The organism is Actinacidiphila sp. DG2A-62 (assembly GCF_035825295.1).
In the GTDB taxonomy this organism is placed as follows: domain Bacteria; phylum Actinomycetota; class Actinomycetes; order Streptomycetales; family Streptomycetaceae; genus Actinacidiphila.
The window spans coordinates 1,081,973-1,103,303 of record NZ_JAYMGI010000002.1; the positions used below are offsets into that span (position 1 = coordinate 1,081,973).

Annotated in this window: 14 protein-coding genes and 1 pseudogene; 3 read left to right on the forward strand and 12 right to left on the reverse strand. The window is 73.5% G+C overall.

The genetic code is table 11. The features are described from left to right. Nucleotides 1-167: 167 nt before the first annotated feature. Complete coding sequence (locus tag VSR01_RS05050) at nucleotides 168-2,330, forward strand: ATP-binding protein (protein WP_326448078.1); 2,163 nt, start codon at nucleotides 168-170, stop codon at nucleotides 2,328-2,330. Here the strand turns inward: VSR01_RS05050 and rpsD are convergent. The 5 genes from rpsD to VSR01_RS05075 all read right to left on the reverse strand — a co-directional run bounded on the left by rpsD (nucleotide 2,318) and on the right by VSR01_RS05075 (nucleotide 7,470). Next, nucleotides 2,318-2,929, reverse strand: a complete 612-nt coding sequence (gene rpsD, locus VSR01_RS05055; RefSeq protein WP_326448079.1) for a 30S ribosomal protein S4 — start codon at nucleotides 2,927-2,929, stop codon at nucleotides 2,318-2,320. The genes VSR01_RS05050 and rpsD overlap by 13 nt on opposite strands. Before the next feature lie 239 nt (nucleotides 2,930-3,168). Beyond that, nucleotides 3,169-4,602: a replication-associated recombination protein A gene (locus tag VSR01_RS05060; RefSeq protein ID WP_326448080.1), complete on the reverse strand. Its 1,434-nt coding sequence runs from the start codon at nucleotides 4,600-4,602 to the stop codon at nucleotides 3,169-3,171. A gap of 121 nt (nucleotides 4,603-4,723) precedes the next feature. Continuing rightward, complete coding sequence (locus VSR01_RS05065; RefSeq protein WP_326448081.1) at nucleotides 4,724-5,380, reverse strand: vitamin K epoxide reductase family protein; 657 nt, start codon at nucleotides 5,378-5,380, stop codon at nucleotides 4,724-4,726. A 57-nt stretch (nucleotides 5,381-5,437) separates the two neighbouring features. Continuing rightward, nucleotides 5,438-6,745: a histidine--tRNA ligase gene (gene hisS / locus VSR01_RS05070; protein ID WP_326448082.1), complete on the reverse strand. Its 1,308-nt coding sequence runs from the start codon at nucleotides 6,743-6,745 to the stop codon at nucleotides 5,438-5,440. A gap of 11 nt (nucleotides 6,746-6,756) precedes the next feature. Further along, complete coding sequence (locus tag VSR01_RS05075; RefSeq protein WP_326448083.1) at nucleotides 6,757-7,470, reverse strand: MBL fold metallo-hydrolase; 714 nt, start codon at nucleotides 7,468-7,470, stop codon at nucleotides 6,757-6,759. A gap of 265 nt (nucleotides 7,471-7,735) precedes the next feature. Between VSR01_RS05075 and VSR01_RS05080 the strand changes: the two genes are divergently transcribed. Further along, nucleotides 7,736-8,578: a peptidylprolyl isomerase gene (locus VSR01_RS05080; RefSeq protein ID WP_326448084.1), complete on the forward strand. Its 843-nt coding sequence runs from the start codon at nucleotides 7,736-7,738 to the stop codon at nucleotides 8,576-8,578. Between the two features lie 206 nt (nucleotides 8,579-8,784). Continuing rightward, nucleotides 8,785-10,015, forward strand: a pseudogene (locus VSR01_RS05085) (DUF349 domain-containing protein). Nucleotides 10,016-10,289: 274 nt separating this feature from the next. On the opposite strand, the gene tkt reads toward VSR01_RS05085, so the two are convergent. The 7 genes from tkt to VSR01_RS05120 all read right to left on the reverse strand — a co-directional run bounded on the left by tkt (nucleotide 10,290) and on the right by VSR01_RS05120 (nucleotide 21,212). Further along, a complete protein-coding gene (tkt, locus tag VSR01_RS05090; RefSeq protein ID WP_326448085.1) occupies nucleotides 10,290-12,506 on the reverse strand; it encodes a transketolase in 2,217 nt (738 codons plus the stop codon). Between the two features lie 152 nt (nucleotides 12,507-12,658). Beyond that, nucleotides 12,659-14,317 (reverse strand): transaldolase, encoded by a 1,659-nt coding sequence (gene tal / locus VSR01_RS05095; protein ID WP_326448086.1) that lies wholly within the window; start codon nucleotides 14,315-14,317, stop codon nucleotides 12,659-12,661. 441 nt (nucleotides 14,318-14,758) lie between these two features. Then, a complete protein-coding gene (locus tag VSR01_RS05100) occupies nucleotides 14,759-15,922 on the reverse strand; it encodes a caspase family protein (protein ID WP_326448087.1) in 1,164 nt (387 codons plus the stop codon). After that, nucleotides 15,909-16,556 carry an effector-associated constant component EACC1 gene (locus VSR01_RS05105; protein WP_326448088.1) on the reverse strand — a complete coding sequence of 216 codons (648 nt, stop codon included), beginning with the start codon at nucleotides 16,554-16,556 and terminating at the stop codon, nucleotides 15,909-15,911. The genes VSR01_RS05100 and VSR01_RS05105 overlap by 14 nt, the downstream gene beginning before the upstream one ends. Beyond that, on the reverse strand, nucleotides 16,553-17,974 hold the full coding sequence (locus VSR01_RS05110) for a serine/threonine-protein kinase (protein ID WP_326448089.1): 1,422 nt from the start codon (nucleotides 17,972-17,974) through the stop codon (nucleotides 16,553-16,555). The genes VSR01_RS05105 and VSR01_RS05110 overlap by 4 nt, the downstream gene beginning before the upstream one ends. 109 nt (nucleotides 17,975-18,083) lie before the next feature. After that, nucleotides 18,084-20,423, reverse strand: coding sequence for a RelA/SpoT family protein (locus tag VSR01_RS05115; RefSeq protein WP_326453499.1), 2,340 nt, complete (start codon nucleotides 20,421-20,423; stop codon nucleotides 18,084-18,086). 228 nt (nucleotides 20,424-20,651) lie between these two features. After that, nucleotides 20,652-21,212: an adenine phosphoribosyltransferase gene (locus tag VSR01_RS05120; protein WP_326448090.1), complete on the reverse strand. Its 561-nt coding sequence runs from the start codon at nucleotides 21,210-21,212 to the stop codon at nucleotides 20,652-20,654. Nucleotides 21,213-21,331: the final 119 nt, after the last annotated feature.

Consider the following 21,331-nt stretch of genomic DNA (forward strand, 5'->3'; position numbering starts at 1 on the left):
TCCCCGCGCCCCTTCGACCCGACGTCCGGCGTCAGCTCACCAGGGGCGCGGGGAACGGCGCGACCAGCCGCCTACCGGGGGAAGATCCGGCAACCGGGAGCACGGGGCAGCCCGCACGGGCAGGGGCGTTGTACGTAGCGCGAGCGTGGAAGTACGCTCCGTGCATTATGCGCAACGCCGGCAACCTCCCGGCCGACCTGGCCGACTTCCTCGGCCGGGAGACCGAACTCCGCACCCTGTCCGACCTCCTCGCCCGCACCCGCCTCGCGACCGTCACCGGCCCCGGCGGCGTCGGCAAGTCCCGTCTCGCCCTGCGGTGCGCCCGGCGCCTGCAGGACCGTTTCGCCGACGGCGTCTGGGCCGTCGAGCTGTCCGCGCTGCGCGACCCCCGACTGCTGGAGCAGACCGTCGCCGACGCGCTGCGGCTGCCCGACCACACCACCCGCCCGCCCCGCACCGCCCTGGCCGACCGTCTGGCCGACCGCGAACTGCTGCTCGTGCTGGACGGGTTCGACCGGCTGCGGGAGGAGGCCGCGGAGCTCGTCGCGGCGCTGCTGCGGGGCGCGCCGGGACTGCGCGTGCTCGCCGCGGGCCGGCGGCCGCTCGGCCTGACCGGCGAGCGCCTGCTGCCGCTCGCGCCGCCGGAACCGGCGGACGCCGTGCGGCTGTTCACCGAACGGGCCACCGCCGTGGCGCCGGACTTCGCGGTCACCGAGGCCAACGCCGCGGCCGTGCACGAGCTGGTGGCGCGCCTGGACGGGCTGCCGCTCGCGCTGGAGCTGGCCGCGGTGCGGCTGCGCGCGCTGTCCGTGGACCAGGTGCTGGACCGGCTCGACGACCGGTTCCGGCTGCTGACCGGCGGCGATCCGGCGGCGCCGGCCCGGCACCGGGCGCTGCGCACCGCGATCGGCTGGAGCCACGAGCTGTGCACGCCGCGGCAACGCCTGCTGTGGGCGCGGCTGTCGGTGTTCGCCGGCGGTTTCGACCTGGACGCGGTGGAGTACGTGTGCGTGGGGCCCGACCTGGCCGAGGGCGACGTCGCGGAGACCCTGGCCGACCTGGTCGCGCAGTCGGTGCTGGTCCGCGAGCACGGCGTGGACGGCCGCACCCGCTACCGGATGCTGGAGACGGTGCGGGAGTACGGCGCGGTGTGGCTGTCCGCGCTCGGCGACGAGGCGCGGATGCGGCGCCGGCACCGCGACTGGTACCTGGGACTCGCCACCTGGTGCGAGCTGGACTGGTTCAGCCCGCGGCAGGCGGAGGTGGCCGCCCGGGTCGCGGCCGACCTGCCGAACCTGCGGCTGGCGCTGGAGTTCAGCCTGGACGGCGCGCAGGACGCGCCGGCCGAGGACCCGGTGGTCGGCCAGTACCTGGCGGCCACGCTGTGGTTCTGCTGGGTCGGCTGCGGCCGGCTGGCCGAGGGCCGGCATTGGCTGGGGCGCGCGATGGAGGCGAGCGACGAGCCGACCGACGCCCGCGCGAAGGTGATGTGGGTGTTCGGCTACGTGGCGCTGCTCCAGGGCGACTCGGCGGCGGCGCTGGCGGTGCTCCAGGAGTGCAGGACCCAGGCGCGGGAGAGCGGCAACGCCGGCGCGGAGGCGTACGCGGTGCACCGGCTGGGCTGCCTGGCGCTGGTCTCCGACGACATGCCGCGCGCCGAGCGCTTCATCGGCGAGGCGCTGCTGCGCTACCGCGGCATCGGCGAGCTGAACAGCAACGTGCTGATGGGCCAGGTCGAGCTGGCGATGGCGGTGGCCTTCCAGGGCGACGTGGAGCAGGCGGTGGAGCTGGCCGAGGAGGTCAGGGAGATCTGCCGGGACCACGGCGAGCGCTGGACGCTGGCCTATGCGCTGTACGTGCTGGCGTACGCGTCGTGGCTGGCGGACGAGCCGGACCGGGCCAGGCGGCTGGCCGAGGAGGCGCTGGAGATCGACCACGCGTTCCACGACCTCGTGGGCGCGGTGCTGGCGCTGGAGCTGCTGGCGCTGATCACCGAGGGCGAGGGGGCGCCGCGGGAGGCCGCGGTGCTGCAGGGCGCGGCGGGCCGGCTGTGGGAGTCGGTGGGGCTGCGGCTGTTCGGCTCGCGGTACTTCAACGCGCCGCACGCGGTGTGCGAGCAGCGGGTGCGGCGCGCGCTGGGCGAGCCGGGGTACGCCGCGGCGCTGGTCGAGGGCGCGCGGCTGGGGCTGGACGAGGCGGTGGAGCGGGCGCTGCGGCGGCCCCGCAGCCGCGGCGGCGCGGTGGTGCCGGGCGCGGGCGGGGCGCCGCCGCAGGAGCCCGCCGCCTCCGGGGAGGCGGCGGGTCGTGGTGCTCCGGATCAGCGGGCGTAGAACTCCACGACGAGCTGCTCGTCGCAGATCACCGGGATCTCGCTGCGGTTGGGCTCGCGGTCCAGGCGGAACGCCAGCGCCTGGAGGTTGACCTCCAGGTAGCGCGGGCCCTCGCCCTCGCCGGCCCAGCCGCCCTCGCGGGCGACCACGAACGGGGTCTTCTCCCGGGACCGCTCGCGGACCCGCACGACGTCGTCGGGGCGGACCCGGAACGACGGCTTGTCGACCTTGCGGCCGTTGACCTCGATGTGGCCGTGCACGACCATCTGGCGCGCCTGGTAGATGGTGCGGGCCAGGCCGGAGCGCAGCACCAGCGCGTCGAGCCGGCGCTCCAGCTCCACGATCAGCGCCTCGCCGGTCTTGCCCTGGACCTTCTTGGCGCGGTCGTAGGCGCGCAGCATCTGCCGCTCGCTGATGTCGTACTGCGCGCGCAGCCGCTGCTTCTCCAGCAGCCGGGTCTTGTAGTCGCTGTTCTGCTTGCGGCCACGGCCGTGCTCACCCGGCGGGTAGGGGCGTGCCTCGAAGTACTTGACCGCCTTCGGGGTGAGCGCGATGCCCAGCGCCCGGGACTTCTTGACCTTGGGACGCGACTGATTCACGTGCGTCGAACCTCCGTTGCATGTTAGGTAAGGCTTACTTTATCCGAGGAGTGCGCGGGAATTCGACTCGGGAACCCCATGCCCGGAGCGCCCCGGACCGTGCCGATCCGCCGGATCGCAGGTCCCGGAGGCGCGGGGCGATGGTCAGCCGCGTCCCGAAGAGGAAGGAGCGCGCCCCCGGCCCTGGGCCGCGGTGCGCGCGCGCACTCCGTTCGAGGGTAACCCGGCGCTCGCCCTGCTCATTCCTTCTCCGCCGCCGGAGGCTCGGAGGTGGCGGGCGGGGCGGGCGCGGGCGGGGCCGGAGGCGCGGGCGCGGGCGGCGGCGGGTCGCCGGCCAGCCGGCGGCGGACCCGGTCGGCCACGTCGGCGTAGCGCGCCTCCGCGCCGTAGCGCGTCGGCTCGTAGTAGCGGCGGCCGCGCAGCTCGTCCGGGGCGTACTGCTGCGCGGCGATCGCGCCCGGCACGTCGTGCGGGTAGACGTAGCCCTGGGCGTGGCCGAGCTTGACCGCGCCCTTGTAGTGGCCGTCGCGCAGGTGCGGCGGGACCGGACCCGCCTTGCCGGCCCGTACGTCCGCCAGGGCCGCGCCGATCGCGGTGGTCGCCGCGTTGGACTTCGGGGCCAGCGCCAGCGCGATCGTGGCGTGGCTGAGGATGAGGGACGCCTCCGGGAAGCCGATCATGGCGACGGCCTGCGCCGCGGCGACCGCGGTGGGCAGCGCGGTCGGGTCGGCCAGCCCGATGTCCTCGCTGGCGGAGATCATCAGCCGCCGGGCGATGAACCGCGGGTCCTCGCCCGCCTCGATCATCCGCGCCAGATAGTGCAGCGCCGCGTCCACGTCCGACCCGCGGATCGACTTGATCAGGGCGCTCGCCACGTCGTAGTGCTGGTCGCCGGCGCGGTCGTACGTCACCGCGGCGCGGTCGACGGCCTCCTCCAGGGTGGCCAGGGTCAGGGTGCCCTCGCCCTTGGCCAGCGCCGAGCCCGCGCCGGCCTCCAGCGCCGTCAGCGCGCGGCGGGCGTCGCCGCCGGCGATCCGCAGCAGGTGCGCCTCGGCGTCCTCCGGGAGCGTCACCGCGCCGGCCAGTCCGCGGTCGTCGGTGAGCGCGCGGCGCAGCACCCCGCGCACGTCGTCGTCGGTGAGCGGCTCCAGGGTGAGCAGCAGCGAGCGGGACAGCAGCGGCGAGATCACCGAGAAGTACGGGTTCTCGGTGGTGGCCGCGATCAGGGTGACCCAGCGGTTCTCCACCGCGGGCAGCAGCGAGTCCTGCTGGGCCTTGCTGAAGCGGTGGATCTCGTCGAGGAAGAGCACGGTCTCGCGCTGGTAGCCGCCGGACTGGCGCTTGGCGCTCTCGATGACCGCGCGGACCTCCTTGACGCCCGCGGTGATCGCCGACAGCTCCACGAACCGCTTGTTGGTCGCCTTGCTGACCACGTAGGCCAGCGTGGTCTTGCCGGTGCCCGGCGGCCCCCACAGGATCACCGACGACGCCCCCGCGGGTCCTCCGGCGCCCTCCCCCACCAGTCGGCGCAGCGGTGAGCCGGGACGCAGCAGGTGCTGCTGCCCGACCACCTCCTCCAGGGTGCGCGGGCGCATGCGGACGGCGAGCGGGCTGCTGCCGGGGTCGCGCTCCTGGCGCTCCTCGGCGGCGGCGGTGAACAGGTCTGGCTCCACGCCACCGAGCCTAGGCCACGCCTACGACAGCACGCCGCCCCGAGGGACGGCGTGCGGGAGGCGCGAGAGGCGCTGGAGATGCGAGAGGCGCTGGAAGTGCGGCCGCCCGGTCAGAACGCGATCAGATGAGGGTCTTCCAGTAGTACCAGAACTTGACCAGGATCGCGGTGGCGATCACGCCGTACCACAGCACCGGCACCACCCAGTGGAACTCCAGCACCAGCGAGCGGGCGCCCTCGGGCACCTTGTACAGCCGGTGCTTGATGTTGTGGACGGCGGTGTACCAGAAGATCAGGATCGTGACGACCCAGGCCAGGGAGCACCACAGGCAGATCGCGTGGATGTTGTAGATGGTCTGGTACTGGAGCCAGGTGATGAAGCCGACGCCGAACAGGCCGCCGGCCTGCAGGCCGTACCAGAACCACGGCTTGTAGCGGGCGCCCGCCAGCATGCCCATGGCCAGGCAGATCACCACGGGGTAGGCGACCAGGCCGATGATCGGGTTCTGGAAGCCGAAGGCGTGGGCCTGCGAGCTCTCCATCACGTTGCCGCAGGAGATCACCGGGTTCAGGCTGCAGGCCGGGGTGTAGGTCTTGCCCTCCACCTTGGCCTGCAGCAGTTTGAACTTGTCGTCGGTGATCACGAAGGAGGCGACCAGACCCAGCGCGCCGCAGATCAGCAGCAGCCAGGTGAAGGCCCGGCCCGCCGCGAGCCCACCGGATGCCTCGGGTTCCCGATCGCCGTGCGTGCGGGGCTCGTCAAGAGCGGAAGCAGTCATGGGTGGCCGTTTCTCCGTGTCGTGGGGGCGGGCACCCCTCATTGTGCACGAGAGCCGTCAGGACGGAGTAAGTCCTGACGCGACTCCACCCGGACGAGCGGTTTGAACCAGCCGCTCCTTGACGGCGGCCACGATCTCCCCGGTCGGCACCGGCCCCTGCTCGCCGCTCTCCAGGTCCTTGAGCTGGACCACGCCCTCGGCCAGGTCCCGCTCCCCCGCCACCAGCGCGAAACGGGCGCCCGAGCGGTTCGCGGACTTCATCGCGTTCTTCATGCCCTTGCCGCCGAACGCGAAGTCGGCCGCGACGCCGGCCCGGCGCAGCGCGGTGACCGCGGTGAACAGCGTCCGTCGGGCCTCCTCGCCGAGCGGCACCGCGTAGACGTCCGTGACCGCGGGCAGCTCCAGCTCCACGCCCTCGGCGCGCAGCGCGAGCACCGTGCGGTCCACGCCCAGCGCCCAGCCGACCGACGGCAGCGCAGGGCCGCCGATCATCTCCGACAGGCCGTCGTAGCGTCCGCCGCCGCCGACCGCGGACTGCGAGCCGAGCCCGTCGTGGACGAACTCGAAGGTGGTGCGGGTGTAGTAGTCCAGGCCGCGGACCAGCTTCGGGTCGTCCTCGAAGGCCACGCCGGCGTCGGTCAGCAGCTCGCGCACCTGCTCGTGGTAGGCCTTGCACGCCTCGCACAGGTGGTCGGCGATCAGCGGGGCGCCGGCCAGCTGCCGCTGCACCGCCTCGCGCTTGTCGTCCAGCACCCGCAGCGGGTTGATCTCGATCCGCGCCCGGGTCTCCTCGTCCAGGTCCAGGCCGCGCAGGAAGTCCTGGAGGGCGGCGCGGTAGGCCGGGCGGCACTCCTTGTCGCCGAGCGAGTTCAGCAGCAGCCGGAAGCCGCGCAGGCCCAGCGACCGGTAGGCGTCCACCGCCAGGACGATCAGCTCGGCGTCGAGGACCGGGTCCTCCGCGCCGATGGCCTCGGCGCCGACCTGCGAGAAGTGCCGGTAGCGGCCGGCCTGCGGCCGCTCGTAGCGGTAATACGAGCCGGAGTACCAGAGCTTGACCGGCAGGTTCCCGGCCTTGTGCAGGTTGGCCTGGAGGGCGGCGCGCAGCACCGAGGCGGTGCCCTCGGGACGCAGCGCGAGCTGGGTGCCGCCCTTGGTGGTGAGGGTGAACATCTCCTTGGTCACGATGTCGGTCGACTCGCCCACCCCGCGGGAGAACAGCTCGACGTTCTCGAAACCGGGGGTCTCGACGTAGCCGTAGCCCGCGCGGCGCGCGGGGGCGGCGATCGCCTCGCGCACCGCGAGGTACGTCGCGGAGTCGGGCGGCAGCAGGTCGTAGGTGCCCTTGGGGGCCTGGAACGTGCTCACAGCGGCAGTCGTCACAATCCTCGTCGTGGAGTCGGCTGCGGGCCGGCTCCGGCGGCGCGGGCCGCCTCGCCCAGGTAGGGGTTGGCGGCGCGTTCGCGGCCGATGGTCGTCTGGGGGCCGTGGCCGGAGAGCACCACGGTCGAGTCGTCGAGCGGCAGGCACACGCGGGCCAGCGACTCGTACAGCTCGGCGGTGGACCCTCCGGGCAGGTCGGTGCGTCCGACGGAGCCGGCGAAGAGCAGGTCGCCGGAGAACAGCACCGGGGGGATCTCGGCGGTCTCGGGCGTCCGGTACGTCACCGACCCCTTGGTATGGCCGGGCGCGTGCGCGACGGAGAACCGCAGGCCCGCCAGCTCCAGCACGCTGCCGTCGGACAGCTCCCGCAGGTCGTCGGGCTCGCCGACGGTCAGCTCCCCGAGCAGCTGCGCTCCGATGGCCTGGCCGAGCGCCTTCTCGGGGTCCGCCAGCATGTAGCGGTCCTCGGGGTGGACCCAGGCGGGCACGCCGTGCGCTCCGCACACCGGGACCACGGAGGCCACATGGTCGATGTGGCCGTGGGTGAGGATCACGGCGACGGGCTTGAGCCGGTGCTTGGCGAGCAGGTCCTCGACTCCCGGGGCGGCGCGGTGGCCCGGGTCGATGATCACGCACTCCTCGCCCGCGGCGGGGGCGACCACGTAGCAGTTGGTCCCCCAGGCCCCTGCGGGGAACCCGGCAATGAGCACGTTCGTCCTTCTGTCGTCCGCGGATCGCGGCGTATCACGTCGGTGTACGAGCCTACCGGCGTCGGCGCGGCGGCCGCCAACTCGTTCCGTGCCCGGGCGCCGCGGCGTGTCCGGCGCCGCCGTGCGGGGCCGCCGGGCCCGCGACGGGGGGCCGCCGAGCCTGTGAACCGCCCGGGCGGACTGGACTGCGGGCCCGGCGGACGCGAAGATCTGCGGACGGCACACGACCAGCGATGAACAGCGACGAGACGACGGAGACGGCGAAGTGGTCACCAAGGATCAGCGGCGGCGGCAGCTCGCCCGGGAGAAGTTCGAGCGGCAGCAGCAGCGCCGGGTTCAGCAGCGCCGGCGCTCCAGGGTGCGCACGGCGGTGATCGGCGGTGTGGTCGCGGTGGTCGCCATCGGCCTGATCAGCGCGTACGCCGGCGGCGCCTTCGACAGCGACAGCGGCAAGAAGAAGGACGACGCGGCGGCCTCGCCGTCGGCCACCCCGTCGGCCTCCGCCGCGGCGGCCAAGGACCCGTGCGCCAAGCCCGCCGCGGGCAAGCCCGGCACCCAGCAGTGGAAGAAGGAGCCGGCGGTCACCATCGACAAGACCGCGCACTACACCTTCACGCTGGACACCACCTGCGGCGCCATCCCGATCTCGCTGGAGGCCGCGAAGGCTCCCGAGACGGTCAACTCCTTCGACTTCCTGGCCGGCAAGGGCTTCTTCGACCACACCAAGTGCCACCGCCTGACCACCAGCGCAATCTACGTGCTGCAGTGCGGCGACCCGACCGGCACCGGCAGCGGCGGCCCCGGCTACACCATCGGCGACGAGAACCTGACCGCCTTCGGCAAGGCCGGCGCGAGCGGCTCGGTGACGTACAAGGCGGGCACCGTCGCGATGGCCAACACCGGCCAGAAGCACACCGGCGGCAGCCAGTTCTTCCTGGTGTACAAGGACAGTCCGCTGCCGCCCAGCTACACCCCGTTCGGCACGATCAGCGCGGACGGCATGAAGGTGCTGTCGAAGATCGCCGCGGCCGGCGAGAGCAGCGGCCAGGGCGACGGCGCCCCGAACGCCACCGTGGTGATCAACAAGGCGACGGTCACCAAGTCCTGATGACGGCCCGGTGGCCGCGCCGCTCCTGATCGGTGACGGAATCGGTATCTGAATCGCGATCGGTCCGGCATCGGATGCGGACAGCCGGGCCGCCGGTCGCCTATGTTGGCGTTGGACCGGTCGGGGCGTGCGGCTCTGGCAGGAGTGAAACTGTGGACGATGTCCGTCGGGCGCGATTCGGCGGGGCATCACGTGAGGGAGGCGCTGTGAGCAGCGACCCGTGGGGCCGCGTCGATGAGACGGGGACCGTGTACGTGCGTACGGCCGAGGGGGAGAAGGAAGTCGGGTCGTGGCAGGCGGGGTCGCCGGCCGAGGCCCTGGCCTACTTCGAGCGCAAGTACGAGGGTCTCGTCGTGGAGATCGGCCTCCTCGAACGACGCGTACGAACCACCGACCTGGCGCCCAAGGACGCCCTGACCGCGATCGAGCACCTGCGGGCCGCGGTCGCCGAGGGGCACGCGGTGGGCGACCTGGAGGCGCTGGCCAAGCGGCTGGACGCGCTGGTGGCGCTGGTGGACTCCCGGCGTGAGGAACGCAAGGCGGCCCGGGCCAAGCAGACCGAGGAGGCCAGGACCGCCAAGGAGCAGCTGGTCGCCGAGGCCGAGCAGCTCGCGGAGAGCGAGCAGTGGCGCACCGCGGGCGAGCGGCTGCGCGCCCTGGTCGACACCTGGAAGGGCCTGCCCCGGCTGGACCGCAAGACCGACGACGAGCTGTGGCACCGCTTCAGCCACGCCCGTTCGGTCTTCTCCAAGCGCCGCAAGGCGCACTTCGCCTCCCTGGACGCGCAGCGCGAGGACGCGCGGCGCACCAAGGAGAAGCTGGTCAGCGAGGCGCAGGCGCTGTCGGGTTCGACCGACTGGGGGCCGACCGCGGCCCGCTACCGCGAGTTGATGGCGGAGTGGAAGGCGGCGGGGCGCGCGCAGCGCGAGGCCGAGGACGACCTGTGGAACCGTTTCCGCGGCGCGCAGGACGTGTTCTTCGCGGCCCGCTCCGAGGTGTTCGCCGAGCGCGACTCCGAGCAGCGCGAGAATCTGGCGCGCAAGGAGGAGCTGGTCACCGAGGCGGAGAAGCTGCTGCCGGTGACGGACCTGAAGGCCGCGCGGGCGTCGTTCCGCTCCATCAACGAGCGCTGGGAGGCGATCGGCCACGTGCCGCGGGACGCCCGCCCGCGGATCGAGGCGCGTATGCACGCCGTCGAGCGCGCGTTGCAGGAGTCCGAGGAGGCCGAGTGGCGGCGCACCAACCCCGAGGTCCGGGCGCGGGCCGCGGGGCTGACCGGGCAGCTGCAGGCGGCCGTGGACAAGCTGCGCGGGCAGATCGAGGCGGCCAGGGCGTCCGGCAACACCGCCAAGGCCGACAAGCTGCAGTCCGAACTGGACGGCCTGGCAGGCGCTGCTGGACGCGGCGCTGAAGGGCATGGGCGAGTTCGGCGGCTGAGGCACCGTCCCGGGTCGGCCCGGCCGGCCCGGCTCCCGCTCCCGCCTGAGCCCGCCGGGCCGGCCCCGGCGTGAACGGTCCGACGAACGGCCCCGGTTGCGCGTGCGCGCCGGGGCCGTACGACTCCGATGCCACGAACGCGTCTTGGCCCAGGCCCTGGTGACACACGCTCAAGGACGAGGGTCCGTTTGGGGCGATGGCGCACGGCATCAGCGCGGGTACGGCGGCGGGGAGCGCCGGCTGCGCGGTGCGTTCCGCACCCCGGCAGGCCGGGTCAGGGGCGGTCGCCGGTGCCGCCGCTGGTAGGGGCGGAGGTCGGCTGGTGGCCACCGGGGCGCGGCGTCTGCCGGGTGTCGTGGATGCTGTCGCGGGCGGCTGCGGCGACCGCCTGCGCAGTGATGCCGAACTCGGTGTAGAGGCGCTGATAGTCGGCGGAGGCGCCGTAGTGTTCCAGGCTGACGATGCGGCCGGCGTCACCGACCACGTCGCGCCAGCCCTGTGCGACCGCGGCCTCGACGCTGACCCGCGCCCGCACCGCCGGCGGCAGGATCTCGTCCTGGTACTCCACCGGTTGGGCGGCAAACCATTCCCTGCACGGCATCGACACCACCCGGACCGCCAGGCCGTCGGCGGCCAGCAGATCGCGGGCGTCCAGGGCGATCTGGACCTCGGAGCCGGTGGCGACCAGGATCACCTCGGGCACGGCGCCGTCGGCTGCGTCGGCGAGAACATAGCCCCCCTTGGCCGCTCCGCGGGCAGGGGCGTATGCGCCGTTGCTCCGGTCCAGGACCGGCAGGTTCTGCCGGGACAGGACCAGTGCGGCGGGCCGGTCGTGGTGTTCCAGGATGGTCCGCCAGCAGGCGGTGGTCTCGTTGGCGTCGGCGGGCCGGACGACGTCGAGGCCGGGGATGGCACGCAGTGCTGCGAGGTGTTCGACGGGCTGGTGGGTGGGTCCGTCCTCGCCCAGGCCGATGGAGTCGTGGGTCCAGATGTAGGTAGCGGGCAGTTGCATCAGGGCGGCCAGGCGTACGGCGGGGCGCATGTAGTCGGAGAAGGTCAGGAAGGTGCCGCCGTAGGGGCGGGTCAGGCTCTGCAGGGCGATGCCGTTGAGGATCGCGCCCATGGCGTGCTCACGGATGCCGAAGTGCAGGGTCCGCCCGTAGGGGCCGCCCTTCCAGTCCTTGGTCTGGCGGTCGGCGGGGATGAACGACGGCTCGCCGTCCATGGTGGTGTTGTTGCTGGAGGCGAGGTCGGCCGAGCCGCCCCACAACTCGGGCAGGATCGGCGCCAGCGCGGTGAGGACTTTGCCGGACGCGGCGCGGGTGGCCATGCCCTTGTCGTCGGCGGGGAAATTTGGCAGCGCGTCGGCCCAGCCGTCGGGAAGTTCCTGTTTCTGCAACCGATTGAGCAGCGCCGCCCGGTCCGGATTGCTCCTCTGCCAGGCGGTGAACCGCTCGTCCCAGCGGGCGTGGGCCTGCCGGCCGCGGTCCGCCGCCTGCCGGGTGCGCGCCAGGACTTCGTCCTCGACGGTGAAGTGCGCCTGCGGGTCGAAGCCCAGCAGCCGCTTGGTGGCGGCGACCTCGTCCTCGCCGAGCGCCGAGCCGTGGGCCTTGCCGGTGTTCTGCTTGGTCGGGGCGGGCCAGCCGATCAGGGTGCGCAGCATGATCAGGGAGGGGCGGCCGGTCTCCTGCGCAGCGGCGCGGGTGGCGGCGAGCAGCGCGTCGACGTCCTCGACGTATTCACCGCTGCGCGTCCAGTCCACGGTCTGGACGTGCCAGCCGTAGGCGGCGAAGCGGGCCGGGACGTCCTCGCTGAAGGAGACGTCGGTGTCGTCCTCGATCGAGATGTGGTTGGAGTCGTAGAAGACGGTGAGGTTGCCGAGTTCCTGGTGACCGGCCAGGGAGGCGGCCTCGGCAGTGACGCCCTCCATCAGGTCGCCGTCGGAGGCGATGACGTAGACGTGGTGGTCGAACGGGCTGGTGCCCGGCTCCGCGTCCGGGTCGAGCAGGCCGCGTTCGCGGCGGGCGGCCAGCGCCATGCCGACCGCGCTGGCCAGGCCCTGTCCCAGCGGCCCTGTGGTGATCTCCACCCCGCGGGTGTGGCGGTGCTCCGGGTGCCCGGGGGTGGCCGAGTCCCAGGTCCGGTACGCCTCCAGGTCCGACAGCTCCAGGCCGTAGCCGGCCAGGTAGAGCTGGATGTACAGGGTCAGGCTGGAGTGCCCGCAGGACAGCACGAACCGGTCCCGGCCCAGCCACTGGTCGTCGGCCGGGTCGTGCCGCATGACGTTCTGAAAGAGCAGGTAGGCCAGCGGGGCCAGGCTCATCGCCGTGCCGGGGTGACCGTTGCCGACCTTCTGCACCGCGTCTGCCGCCAGCATCCGCACGGTGTCCACCGCCCGCACGTCCACCCCGTCCCAACCGGCCCGCTCCGCCACCGGAAGCGCCAAGGACTGGTCGCGTCCTGCTGTGCTTCCGGAATGCTCACTCGCCATGCTGCTGCTCCTTCGTCGAATCGATGACCGGACGGCGGTACAGCGCCCGTACGGAGGGGTCCGCCGTACTGCCGTCCGCGTGAGGTGCGTCGTCCCGCGGGCCGCGGCGATCCCTCGCCGGCAACGGCGTGAGGGATCGTCCCGGGGAGCAATCAGCTGCCGGGCGCGGTCCGGGCATCGAGCGCGCGGGCGGCTGCCGCGGTCCGCAGCTCTTCCAGGGCCGTGCTCTGCCGCTCGGCGCGTTCCAGCAGGGTGTCCAGCTTCGCGGCGTCCAGGCGCCGGTCGGTGTCGGCCCGGGCGCGCAGGGTGCGCCAGCACGCTGCTTTGCCCAGGACGCCCAAGAGCATCGCCTCGGCTTCCAGGACCTCGCTGAGGGGGGAGCGCGAGAAGAGGTGGCCGTTGGTCTTCAGGCGGCCGGCCTTCTCCGCGACCCAGCCCAGAGCCGCCCTGGCGCGATCGACGGACACGCCCAGGTCGGACATGATCTGCGCCAGCGCGTCACGGTCCTCCTCCACCTGGCGGGCCAGGTCCGTCAGGACCGCTTCCTTCTCCTTTTCCGTCGCGGCGCCGGCGGCGCGACGGAAGAGCTCCAGGCCACCGGTCGCACCGGTGTAGTGGTCGTTGAGGTAGATCGCCAGCAGGTCGGCGCTGTCGGAACCTCCGTCCGCGGCCCCGGCCGCCGGTCCGGCGCCGGAGCGCATCGCCTCGCCCACCGATGCCGCGAGCTGCGCCCAGCTGGCCTCGAACTTCTCCAGCCCCTCGCGCTCCAGGGCGTCGGTCACGTCGGCGAAGTCGATGCCGACCGCCTGAAGCGACGCCAGGTGGGCTTCGGCGGCTGCGTAGTGGGCGGCCGACGGCTCGGCGCTCGCAGGAGGCGTGCCGTGGTCGGCGAACGCAGCAAGAGTGGCGCCGGGCATCGTGTTCACGGTGCCCGGAATGGCCAGCTCGCTGACGTACATCGTGTCCGGGTAGTCCGGGTTCTTCACTCCGGTGGACGCCCACAGCGGTCGCTGGACGTTGGCTCCGGCCGCGGCCAGGCGCCGCCAGCGCGGCTCGGCCACCATGTGCTCGTATGCCCGGTAGGCCAGCCGGGCGTTGGCGACCGCGGCCCTGCCCTTGAGGTTCCGGGCCTCGGGGGTGCCGATCTCGTCCAGGCGCCGGTCGGTCTCGGTGTCGACCCGGGAGACGAAGAACGACGCGACCGAGTGGATGCCCGACAGGTCATGTCCGGCGGCCTGGGCCTGCTCCAGGCCGGCCTGGTAGGCGTCCATCACGTCGCCGTAGCGGTCCAGGGAGAAGATCAGCGTGACGTTGACGCTGATGCCGCGGGCGATGACGGCGGTGATCGCGGCCAGTCCCTCACGGGTGGCCGGGATCTTCACGAACAGGTTCGGCCGGTCGATCGTCTCCCACAACCTGCCGGCCTGGTCGATGGTGACGTCGGCGTCGCGCGCCGATCCGGGATCGACCTCGATCGAGACCCGCCCGTCGACCCCGCCGGTGCGCTCATGAACCGGAGCGAGAACGTCGCAGCCCTCGCGGACATCGTCCGTGGTCAGCGCGAAGACGGCGTCATCGACGCTCGCGCCCTTCCCGCTCAGCGCCCGCAGCTGCTCGTTGTAGCGGTCGCCCTCGGACAGCGCGGAGGCGAAGATCGTGGGATTCGTCGTGACCCCCACCACATGCCGGTCCGCGATCAGCTTCTTCAGCTCACCACCGGCCAGCAGCTCACGCGACAGGTCGTCCAGCCAGACCGACACCCCCGCAGCGGACAGGGCGGCAAGCGGATCAGACGCACCGATAGCAGACATGAGCAAACCTCCAGAAGCGGTGATCAGCAGCTCAGCAGGAAGCTGAACCCGCCGAGGGCGCTGCCCGTCCGACAGGGGACAGACAGAACAACGGCTATACCCGCCTCCCCGCTCTCACCGGTCTCAAGCCCTCAGCAGCGACATCACCCCCCGCAAGGCGCAACACAACCGCGGCAGGTGCATGAAGGCGCTGGGAACCCTGCGCGAGGAGCAGGCGCGCCGGACCCCGCCACCGCACAGCCGCAGGACTTGGTCAACCGCGTCACCACCGCCAGCGGGCCCGGTGAGCCGACCGAACGGGACCACACGGCCGACGAGGCCGCTCACAACTCCTCCGCCGAGGTCAGCTGATCGCCTCGCCCCCTCGCGACGGAGGGCCGGCACCGCGCGATCGCCACCCGCTTGGCGTAGCGCCGCGCGGTCGCGTGGGCCGCGCGGGGGTCAGCCGGCGGCGCCGTCCGGACGGGCCGCCACGCGGCCGGCGGCCGGGCCGAACTCCATCAGGTCCAAGGCGTGTTTGAGCACCTCGCAGGCCTGGATGTGGTTGCCGGACTCCTGCAGGAGGTCGGCGAGCCGGCGGCAGACGAGGACCGCCTCCGGCCCCGCCGAGGTGTGGGTCTGGGCGAACGCCTGCTCCAGCACCTCGACCGCCTCCTTCACCTGCCCGGTGTCGGCGAGCAGTTCGCTCAGTTCGAGCTGCACCGCGAACGTCCCGCCGCCGTGCCCGGCCCCCTCGCGCATCGCGAGCCGCAGGATCGGCAGGGCGTCGCGGCTGCGCCCTGCGGCGCGCAGCCTGCGGGCCAGGCGCAGCCCGGAGGCGACCATCGCCGAGCGCACCTCGTGCGGCAGCACCGGCCCCGCCGGGCCGGGCTCCGCGGCGACGGCCCGGTTGCGCACCAGCGGCAGGCGGCCGACCGCGTCCTCCTGTGAACGGCGGGGCAGCGGGCGGTTCTTGGCCCGCAGCCGGCGTTCGAGCTCCTGGAACAGCGTGTCCAGGTCGATCAGCGCGGGGCCGTCCGGGATGCCGAGCCGCAGGATGTCCAGCAGCTCCCCGGTGAACGCGGTGTGCGTCTCGCCGTCCGGCGCGAGGGCGGCCCGGTCCCGGGGCGAGGCGGTGAGCACATAGGCGCCGTCGACCGCGGTGTGGCCGGCCACGCTGTCGGCCTCGCTCAGGGTGCGGGCGGCGCGCCCGCTGAAGCAGCAGTCGAGCACGACGATCTTGCGCCGTGCCTCGGAGCCGCGCACCACCGCGCGCAGGTGCTCGTAGGCCACGGCGGTGTAGCCGGTGTGGGCGCGCGACCCGGTGAGCGCCAGGTAGAGGTCCGAGGACTCGGTGTCGCGCAGGCCGTGGCCGGCGTAGTAGACCAGCAGCGTGTCGGTGGCCTCGCGGCCGGCCCGGTACACCGGGTCCAGCAGCTGCGTCGGGTCCTGCGGGTCGCCGACGACCTCCCGGTGCGCCTCGGGCAGGCCCCACAGCAACGGGTCGGCGAGCGCCTGCGACAGGTCCCGGAGGTTCGCGCCGACCGCGGGCAGCTGCTCCAGCTGGCTGTACGAGGAGGTGCCGATCAGCACGGCGCGCGAGGCGTTGGGGTCAGGGAGCTGCACGGCCGCCTCCGTCCTCGCCGGACGCCGGCTCCGGTACGGGCTCGGGCGCGAACGCGGGCCCTGGCGCGGGCACCGCGGGCGGCGGCGCGGCCGCGGGCGCCGGTACGGGTGACGGCGCGCGTACGGGCGCGGGTGGCGGCGGCGCGGGCGGCGGCGGCGCGGCCGCAGGCGCCGGTACGGGTGACGGCGCGGACGGCACGGCCGTGAGCAGCGGGGCCAGCAGGCGGGCGAGCGCGGCCGGGTCGGCACCCGGGTCGGCGGGCAGCTCGATCTCCGTACCGCCGCGGCGCAGCACCACGACCCTGCGGCGGGACCGCTCCGCCCGCGCGTCCCGCCACTGCGCGACCGACACCGCGAGCGCGCCCAGCGAGATCCCCGAGCCGACGGCGAACTGCAGCACGTCGAAGCCGAGCCCCATCTCGCCGGGCGCGGGCGGCGCGCCCACGATCCGGCCGCCGTCCAGGCCCTCGGCCGCGGCGACGCCCTCGTCCGCGCGCACCCAGCGCAGCAGCGAGCGCAGGTCGTCCTCGTGGTCCCCGTCCGGTCCCGGGGCCCCGTCGGGGCCCGCGCCGGGGGTCAGCACGAGCACGTCGACCGGGACCGTCCCCGTCCCCGGCCGTTCCCGCCGTGTCATCGGACCTCCCCCTCCTGCGCGTCGCAGCGCTCGCTCACCGAGGCGAAGACCGCGAGCGCCTCCGGGCCCGCGTCGAGCCGGGCCAGGCAGACCGCCTGCCAGTACTCGGCGGCCAGCGTGGTGGCGTGGTCGCGGCCCAGTTCCGCCGTGCACACCCGGGCCACCGCGGTCAGCATGCGGAACGCCTCCTGGAGCTCGCCGCGCTGCACCAGCGTGACCGCCTCGCGCAGTCGCGAGGCGGCGTTGCCCGCGGTCATGCTGCTCATCACCAGCTGCCGGGTGGCGTCGCTGAGCACCAGCGGCCGGGGACCGGCGGCCGACGACGCCGGGGCCGACAACCGGACCACGTGCTGCTCGTGCCCGCGGAGCCGGGGCAGGGCCAGGGCGTCCCAGACGCCGGTCACGGGCGCGTCGGGCCCGTCGAGGTACTCCGGCAGCGAGGCGTCCGGCGGCGCGGTGCGGCCGGCGCCGGTCATCGCGGCGAGCGCCTGCGCCTGGACCCGGGCCCCGACCTTGCCCACGAGCCGCATCCGGGAGGACGCGCCGGGCTGGTGGGGCAGCCGGGCGCGAACCTCCTCGGCGGTGCGCGGGCGGTGCGCCGGGTCGATCGCGACCAGCTCGTCGACCAGTTCGCTCAGCGCGGCGAAGGCGACCGGCTCCGGGTGGTCGGCCGCGCGTAAGGCCAGCGAGGGGATGCCGTCGCCCACGATCCGCAGCACCACCGCGCCGATGTCCTCCTCCGCCTCGAACGGCGGCCGGCCGGTGAGCAGGGTGTGCAGGCAGGCGCCGAGCCCGTACAGGTCGGTGACCGGCTGCGGGGCCCGGCCCTGCACGGCCTCCGGCGACATGTAGCGCGGGGTGCCGACGGCGGCGCTCACCGCCGTGACGACGCGGTGGTCGACGGCCCTGGCCAGGCCGAAGTCGAAGAGGACGACCTGTCCCGAGCGGGTGACCATGACGTTGGACGGTTTGACGTCGCGGTGCACGATGCCGGCCTCGTGCACCGCGGACAGGCCCTCGCAGATGCCGGCGGCGATCTCGCAGACCACGTCGACGTCGAGCGGCCCGTCCTCGGCGAGCGAGGCCAGGTCGACGCCGTCGAGCAGTTCCATCACCAGGTAGGGGATGTCGGCGTCGGTGCCGCCGACGTCCAGCACGCGGACCACCGCGCCGCTGTTCACCCGGGCCAGGGTGAGCGCCTCACGGCGGAAGCGCTCGCGCACCACCGGGTCGAGGGACGGCCGCGTGCCGGCGCCCCCGGGGGCGTCGTCGAACGGGGCCAGCAATTTGACGGCCACGCGGCGACCCAGCACCGTGTCCAGCGCCTCGTGGACGCGGCCGCCGCCCCCGCCGCCGAGCGGTCGTTGCAAGGCGTAGCGACCGCCCAGGAGCCGGCCGTCCGGACGCTCTCCTGCCACCACCGGTTGGTCCTCCCCCGTCCGGCCTGTCAGCTCGTCGTCACATCATGCACCCTGCCCGCCCGGCGCCCTCCGGGGGTTCCCGCGGACGCCACCGCCGCCTCCGGTCCTAGCGCTGGCGGCCGGAGGTGACGCGGTAGACGTCGTAGACGCCCTCGACGCCGCGGACCGCCTTCAGGACGTGGCCGAGGTGCTTGGGGTCGCCCATCTCGAAGGTGAAGCGGGAGGTGGCGACGCGGTCGCGGGAGGTCTGGACGGCCGCGGACAGGATGTTCACGTGCTGGTCGGACAGCACCCGGGTGACGTCGGACAGCAGCCGGGAGCGGTCCAGCGCCTCGACCTGGATGGCGACCAGGAACACCGAGGACTGGGTGGGCGCCCACTCGACCTCGATGATCCGCTCGGGCTGCTGGGACAGGGAGTCCACGTTGACGCAGTCCGCGCGGTGCACCGAGACCCCGTTCCCGCGGGTCACGAAGCCGATGATCGGATCGCCCGGCACGGGGGTGCAACATCGGGAGAGCTTCACCCACACGTCGCTGGTGCCCTTGACGATGACCCCGGGGTCGGCGTTCGCCCGCCGCTTCGTCCGGCCCTGGGTCGGGGTGGTGATCTCCGCGATGTCCTCGGTGGCGCCCTCCTCGCCGCCGAGCGCGTCGACCAGCTTCTGCACCACCGACTGCGCGGTGATGTGGCCCTCGCCGATCGCCGCGTAGAGCGCCGAGATGTCGGGGTAGCGCATCTCGTGCGCGAGCGTCACCAGCGAGTCGCCGGTCAGCACCCGCTGGATCGGCAGGTTCTGCTTGCGCATCGCGCGGGCGATGGCCTCCTTGCCCTGCTCGACCGCCTCCTCGCGGCGCTCCTTGGAGAACCAGGCGCGGATCTTGTTGCGGGCGCGCGGGGACTTGACGAAGCCCAGCCAGTCCTGCGAGGGCCCGGCGCCGGCCGCCTTGGAGGTGAACACCTCGACGGTGTCGCCGTTGTCCAGGGTGGACTCCAGCGGCACCAGCCGGCCGTTGACCCGGGCGCCGATGGTGCGGTGGCCGACCTCGGTGTGCACGGCGTACGCGAAGTCGACGGGGGTGGCGCCGGCCGGAAGCGCTATCACGTCGCCCTTGGGCGTGAAGACGAAGACCTCGCTCTGCGAGAGGTCGAAGCGCAGCGACTCCAGGAACTCGCCGGGGTCCTCGGTCTCCTTCTGCCAGTCCAGCAGCTGCCGCAGCCACGCCATGTCGTTGACCGCGTCGTCCTTCTTGTCCGAGCGCGGGCTGTCGGTGCGCACCTTGGAGGCGCCGGCCACCGCCTCCTGCTTGTACTTCCAGTGCGCGGCGATGCCGTACTCGGCCCTGCGGTGCATGTCGAAGGTGCGGATCTGCAGCTCGACCGGCTTGCCGCTGGGGCCGATCACCGTGGTGTGCAGCGACTGGTACATGTTGAACTTCGGCATCGCGATGTAGTCCTTGAACCGGCCGGGGACCGGGTTCCACCGCGCGTGAATGGTGCCGAGCGCCGCGTAGCAGTCGCGGACGGTGTCGACCAGGACGCGGATGCCGACCAGGTCGTAGATCTCCGCGAAGTCGCGGCCGCGGACGATCATCTTCTGGTAGACGCTGTAGTAGTGCTTGGGGCGGCCGGTGACGGTGGCCTTGATCCGGGCCGCCCGCAGGTCCTGCTGGACCTGGTCGGTGACGACCGCGAGGTACTCGTCGCGCTTGGGGGCGCGCTCGGCGACCAGGCGCACGATCTCGTCGTACATCTTGGGGTAGAGGATCGCGAAGGCGAGGTCCTCCAACTCCCACTTGATGGTGTTCATGCCCAGCCGGTGGGCCAGCGGGGCGTAGATCTCCAGGGTCTCGCGGGCCTTCTTCTCCTGCTTCTCCCGCTTGAGGTAGCGCATCGTGCGCATGTTGTGCAGCCGGTCGGCCAGCTTGATGACCAGCACCCGCGGGTCCTTGGCCATCGCGACGACCATCTTGCGGACCGTCTCGGCCTGCGCGGCCTCGCCGAACTTGACCTTGTCCAGCTTGGTGACGCCGTCCACCAGCAGCGCGACCTGGTCGCCGAAGTCGCGGCGCAGCTGGTCCAGGCCGTACTCGGTGTCCTCGACGGTGTCGTGCAGCAGCCCGGCCATCAGCGTGGCGGGGTCCATGCCCAGCTCGGCGAGGATGGTGGTGACGGCGAGCGGGTGGGTGATGTACGGGTCGCCGCTCTTGCGCTTCTGGCCGCGGTGCCAGCGCTCGGCGACCTGGTAGGCGCGCTCGATGCGGCGCAGCTGCGCGGTGTCGCCCTTGGGATCGTTGCCCCGGACCACCCGCAGCAGCGGTTCGAGCACCGGGTTGTACGGGCTGGAGCGCTGCACGCCGAGCCGGGCGAGACGGGCCCTGACCCGGCTGGAGGAGGCGCCCGGGCGGGTGAGGGCGACGCTGCCTGGCGTCCGCACCGGGCGTATGGCCGGCGGCGCGGGCCGGGCGGCTGCGGTGCTCTCGGTGGCGCCGGCGGCCGGGCCCGGAGCGGCGTCGTCCGCGCGGCCGGCGCCCGGATCGGGCCTGCCTGCGGCGTCCAGTGGCTGGGCCTGGTCTGGCAAGTGCACTCCTCACACGGTGGTGGGAGTCCCATGGTATCGACCTGGGGCGATCCGTGACGGCCCGCGGGGGCAAGGCGGCCCCCGCGGGTGCGGTCAGATCACGATCAGCGCGTCCAGCGCCGCGCCGGACAGTGCCGTGGCCAGGCGCTGCCTGCCGTCGAGGAAGCCCAGCTCCAGCAGGACCGCGACGCCCACCACCTCGGCGCCGGTGCGGCGGATCAGCTCGACGGCGGCCTCGGCGGTGCCGCCGGTGGCCAGCACGTCGTCGATGACCAGCACCCGGTCGCGGGGGCCGAAGGCGTCGGACTGGATCTCGATCTCCGCGGTGCCGTACTCCAGCGCGTAGCTCTGGCCGAGGATCTCGCCGGGGAGCTTGCCGGCCTTGCGGACCGGCACGAAGCCGAGGTGGGCGCGGGCGGCGGCGGGTGCGGCGAGGATGAAGCCGCGGGCTTCGAGGCCGACCACCTTCGTCGCCGCGTGCCGGCGGCAGAGCGCGGCGAGGGCGTCCACGAGGGCGTTGAAGGCGACCGGGTCGGCCAGCAGGGGCGTGATGTCCTTGAAGACCACGCCGGGCTGCGGGTAGTCGGGCACGTCCCGGATGCGGGAGACGAGCAGGTCCCGCAGTTCAGCGGAGGCGATTTCCGTCGAGGTCATGGCGCGTTTCTCTCGGTCGGGGCAGGGCGGGCGGGGCGTCGGGCGGCCCGGGTGGGGCCGGGGCGGGCCGGGCGGTGTCGGGGCGCGGCGGGGACGCGGGGGGCACGGGGGGCGCCGCC

Coding starts and splice junctions, on each gene's coding strand:
- VSR01_RS05105 (WP_326448088.1), bottom strand. CDS start 16,556: ATGACACGGCGGGAACGGCCGGGGACGGGGACGGTCCCGGTCGACGTG.
- tkt (WP_326448085.1), bottom strand. CDS start 12,506: ATGGCGAGTGAGCATTCCGGAAGCACAGCAGGACGCGACCAGTCCTTG.
- VSR01_RS05120 (WP_326448090.1), bottom strand. CDS start 21,212: ATGACCTCGACGGAAATCGCCTCCGCTGAACTGCGGGACCTGCTCGTC.
- VSR01_RS05065 (WP_326448081.1), bottom strand. CDS start 5,380: ATGACTGCTTCCGCTCTTGACGAGCCCCGCACGCACGGCGATCGGGAA.
- VSR01_RS05050 (WP_326448078.1), top strand. CDS start 168: ATGCGCAACGCCGGCAACCTCCCGGCCGACCTGGCCGACTTCCTCGGC.
- tal (WP_326448086.1), bottom strand. CDS start 14,317: ATGTCTGCTATCGGTGCGTCTGATCCGCTTGCCGCCCTGTCCGCTGCG.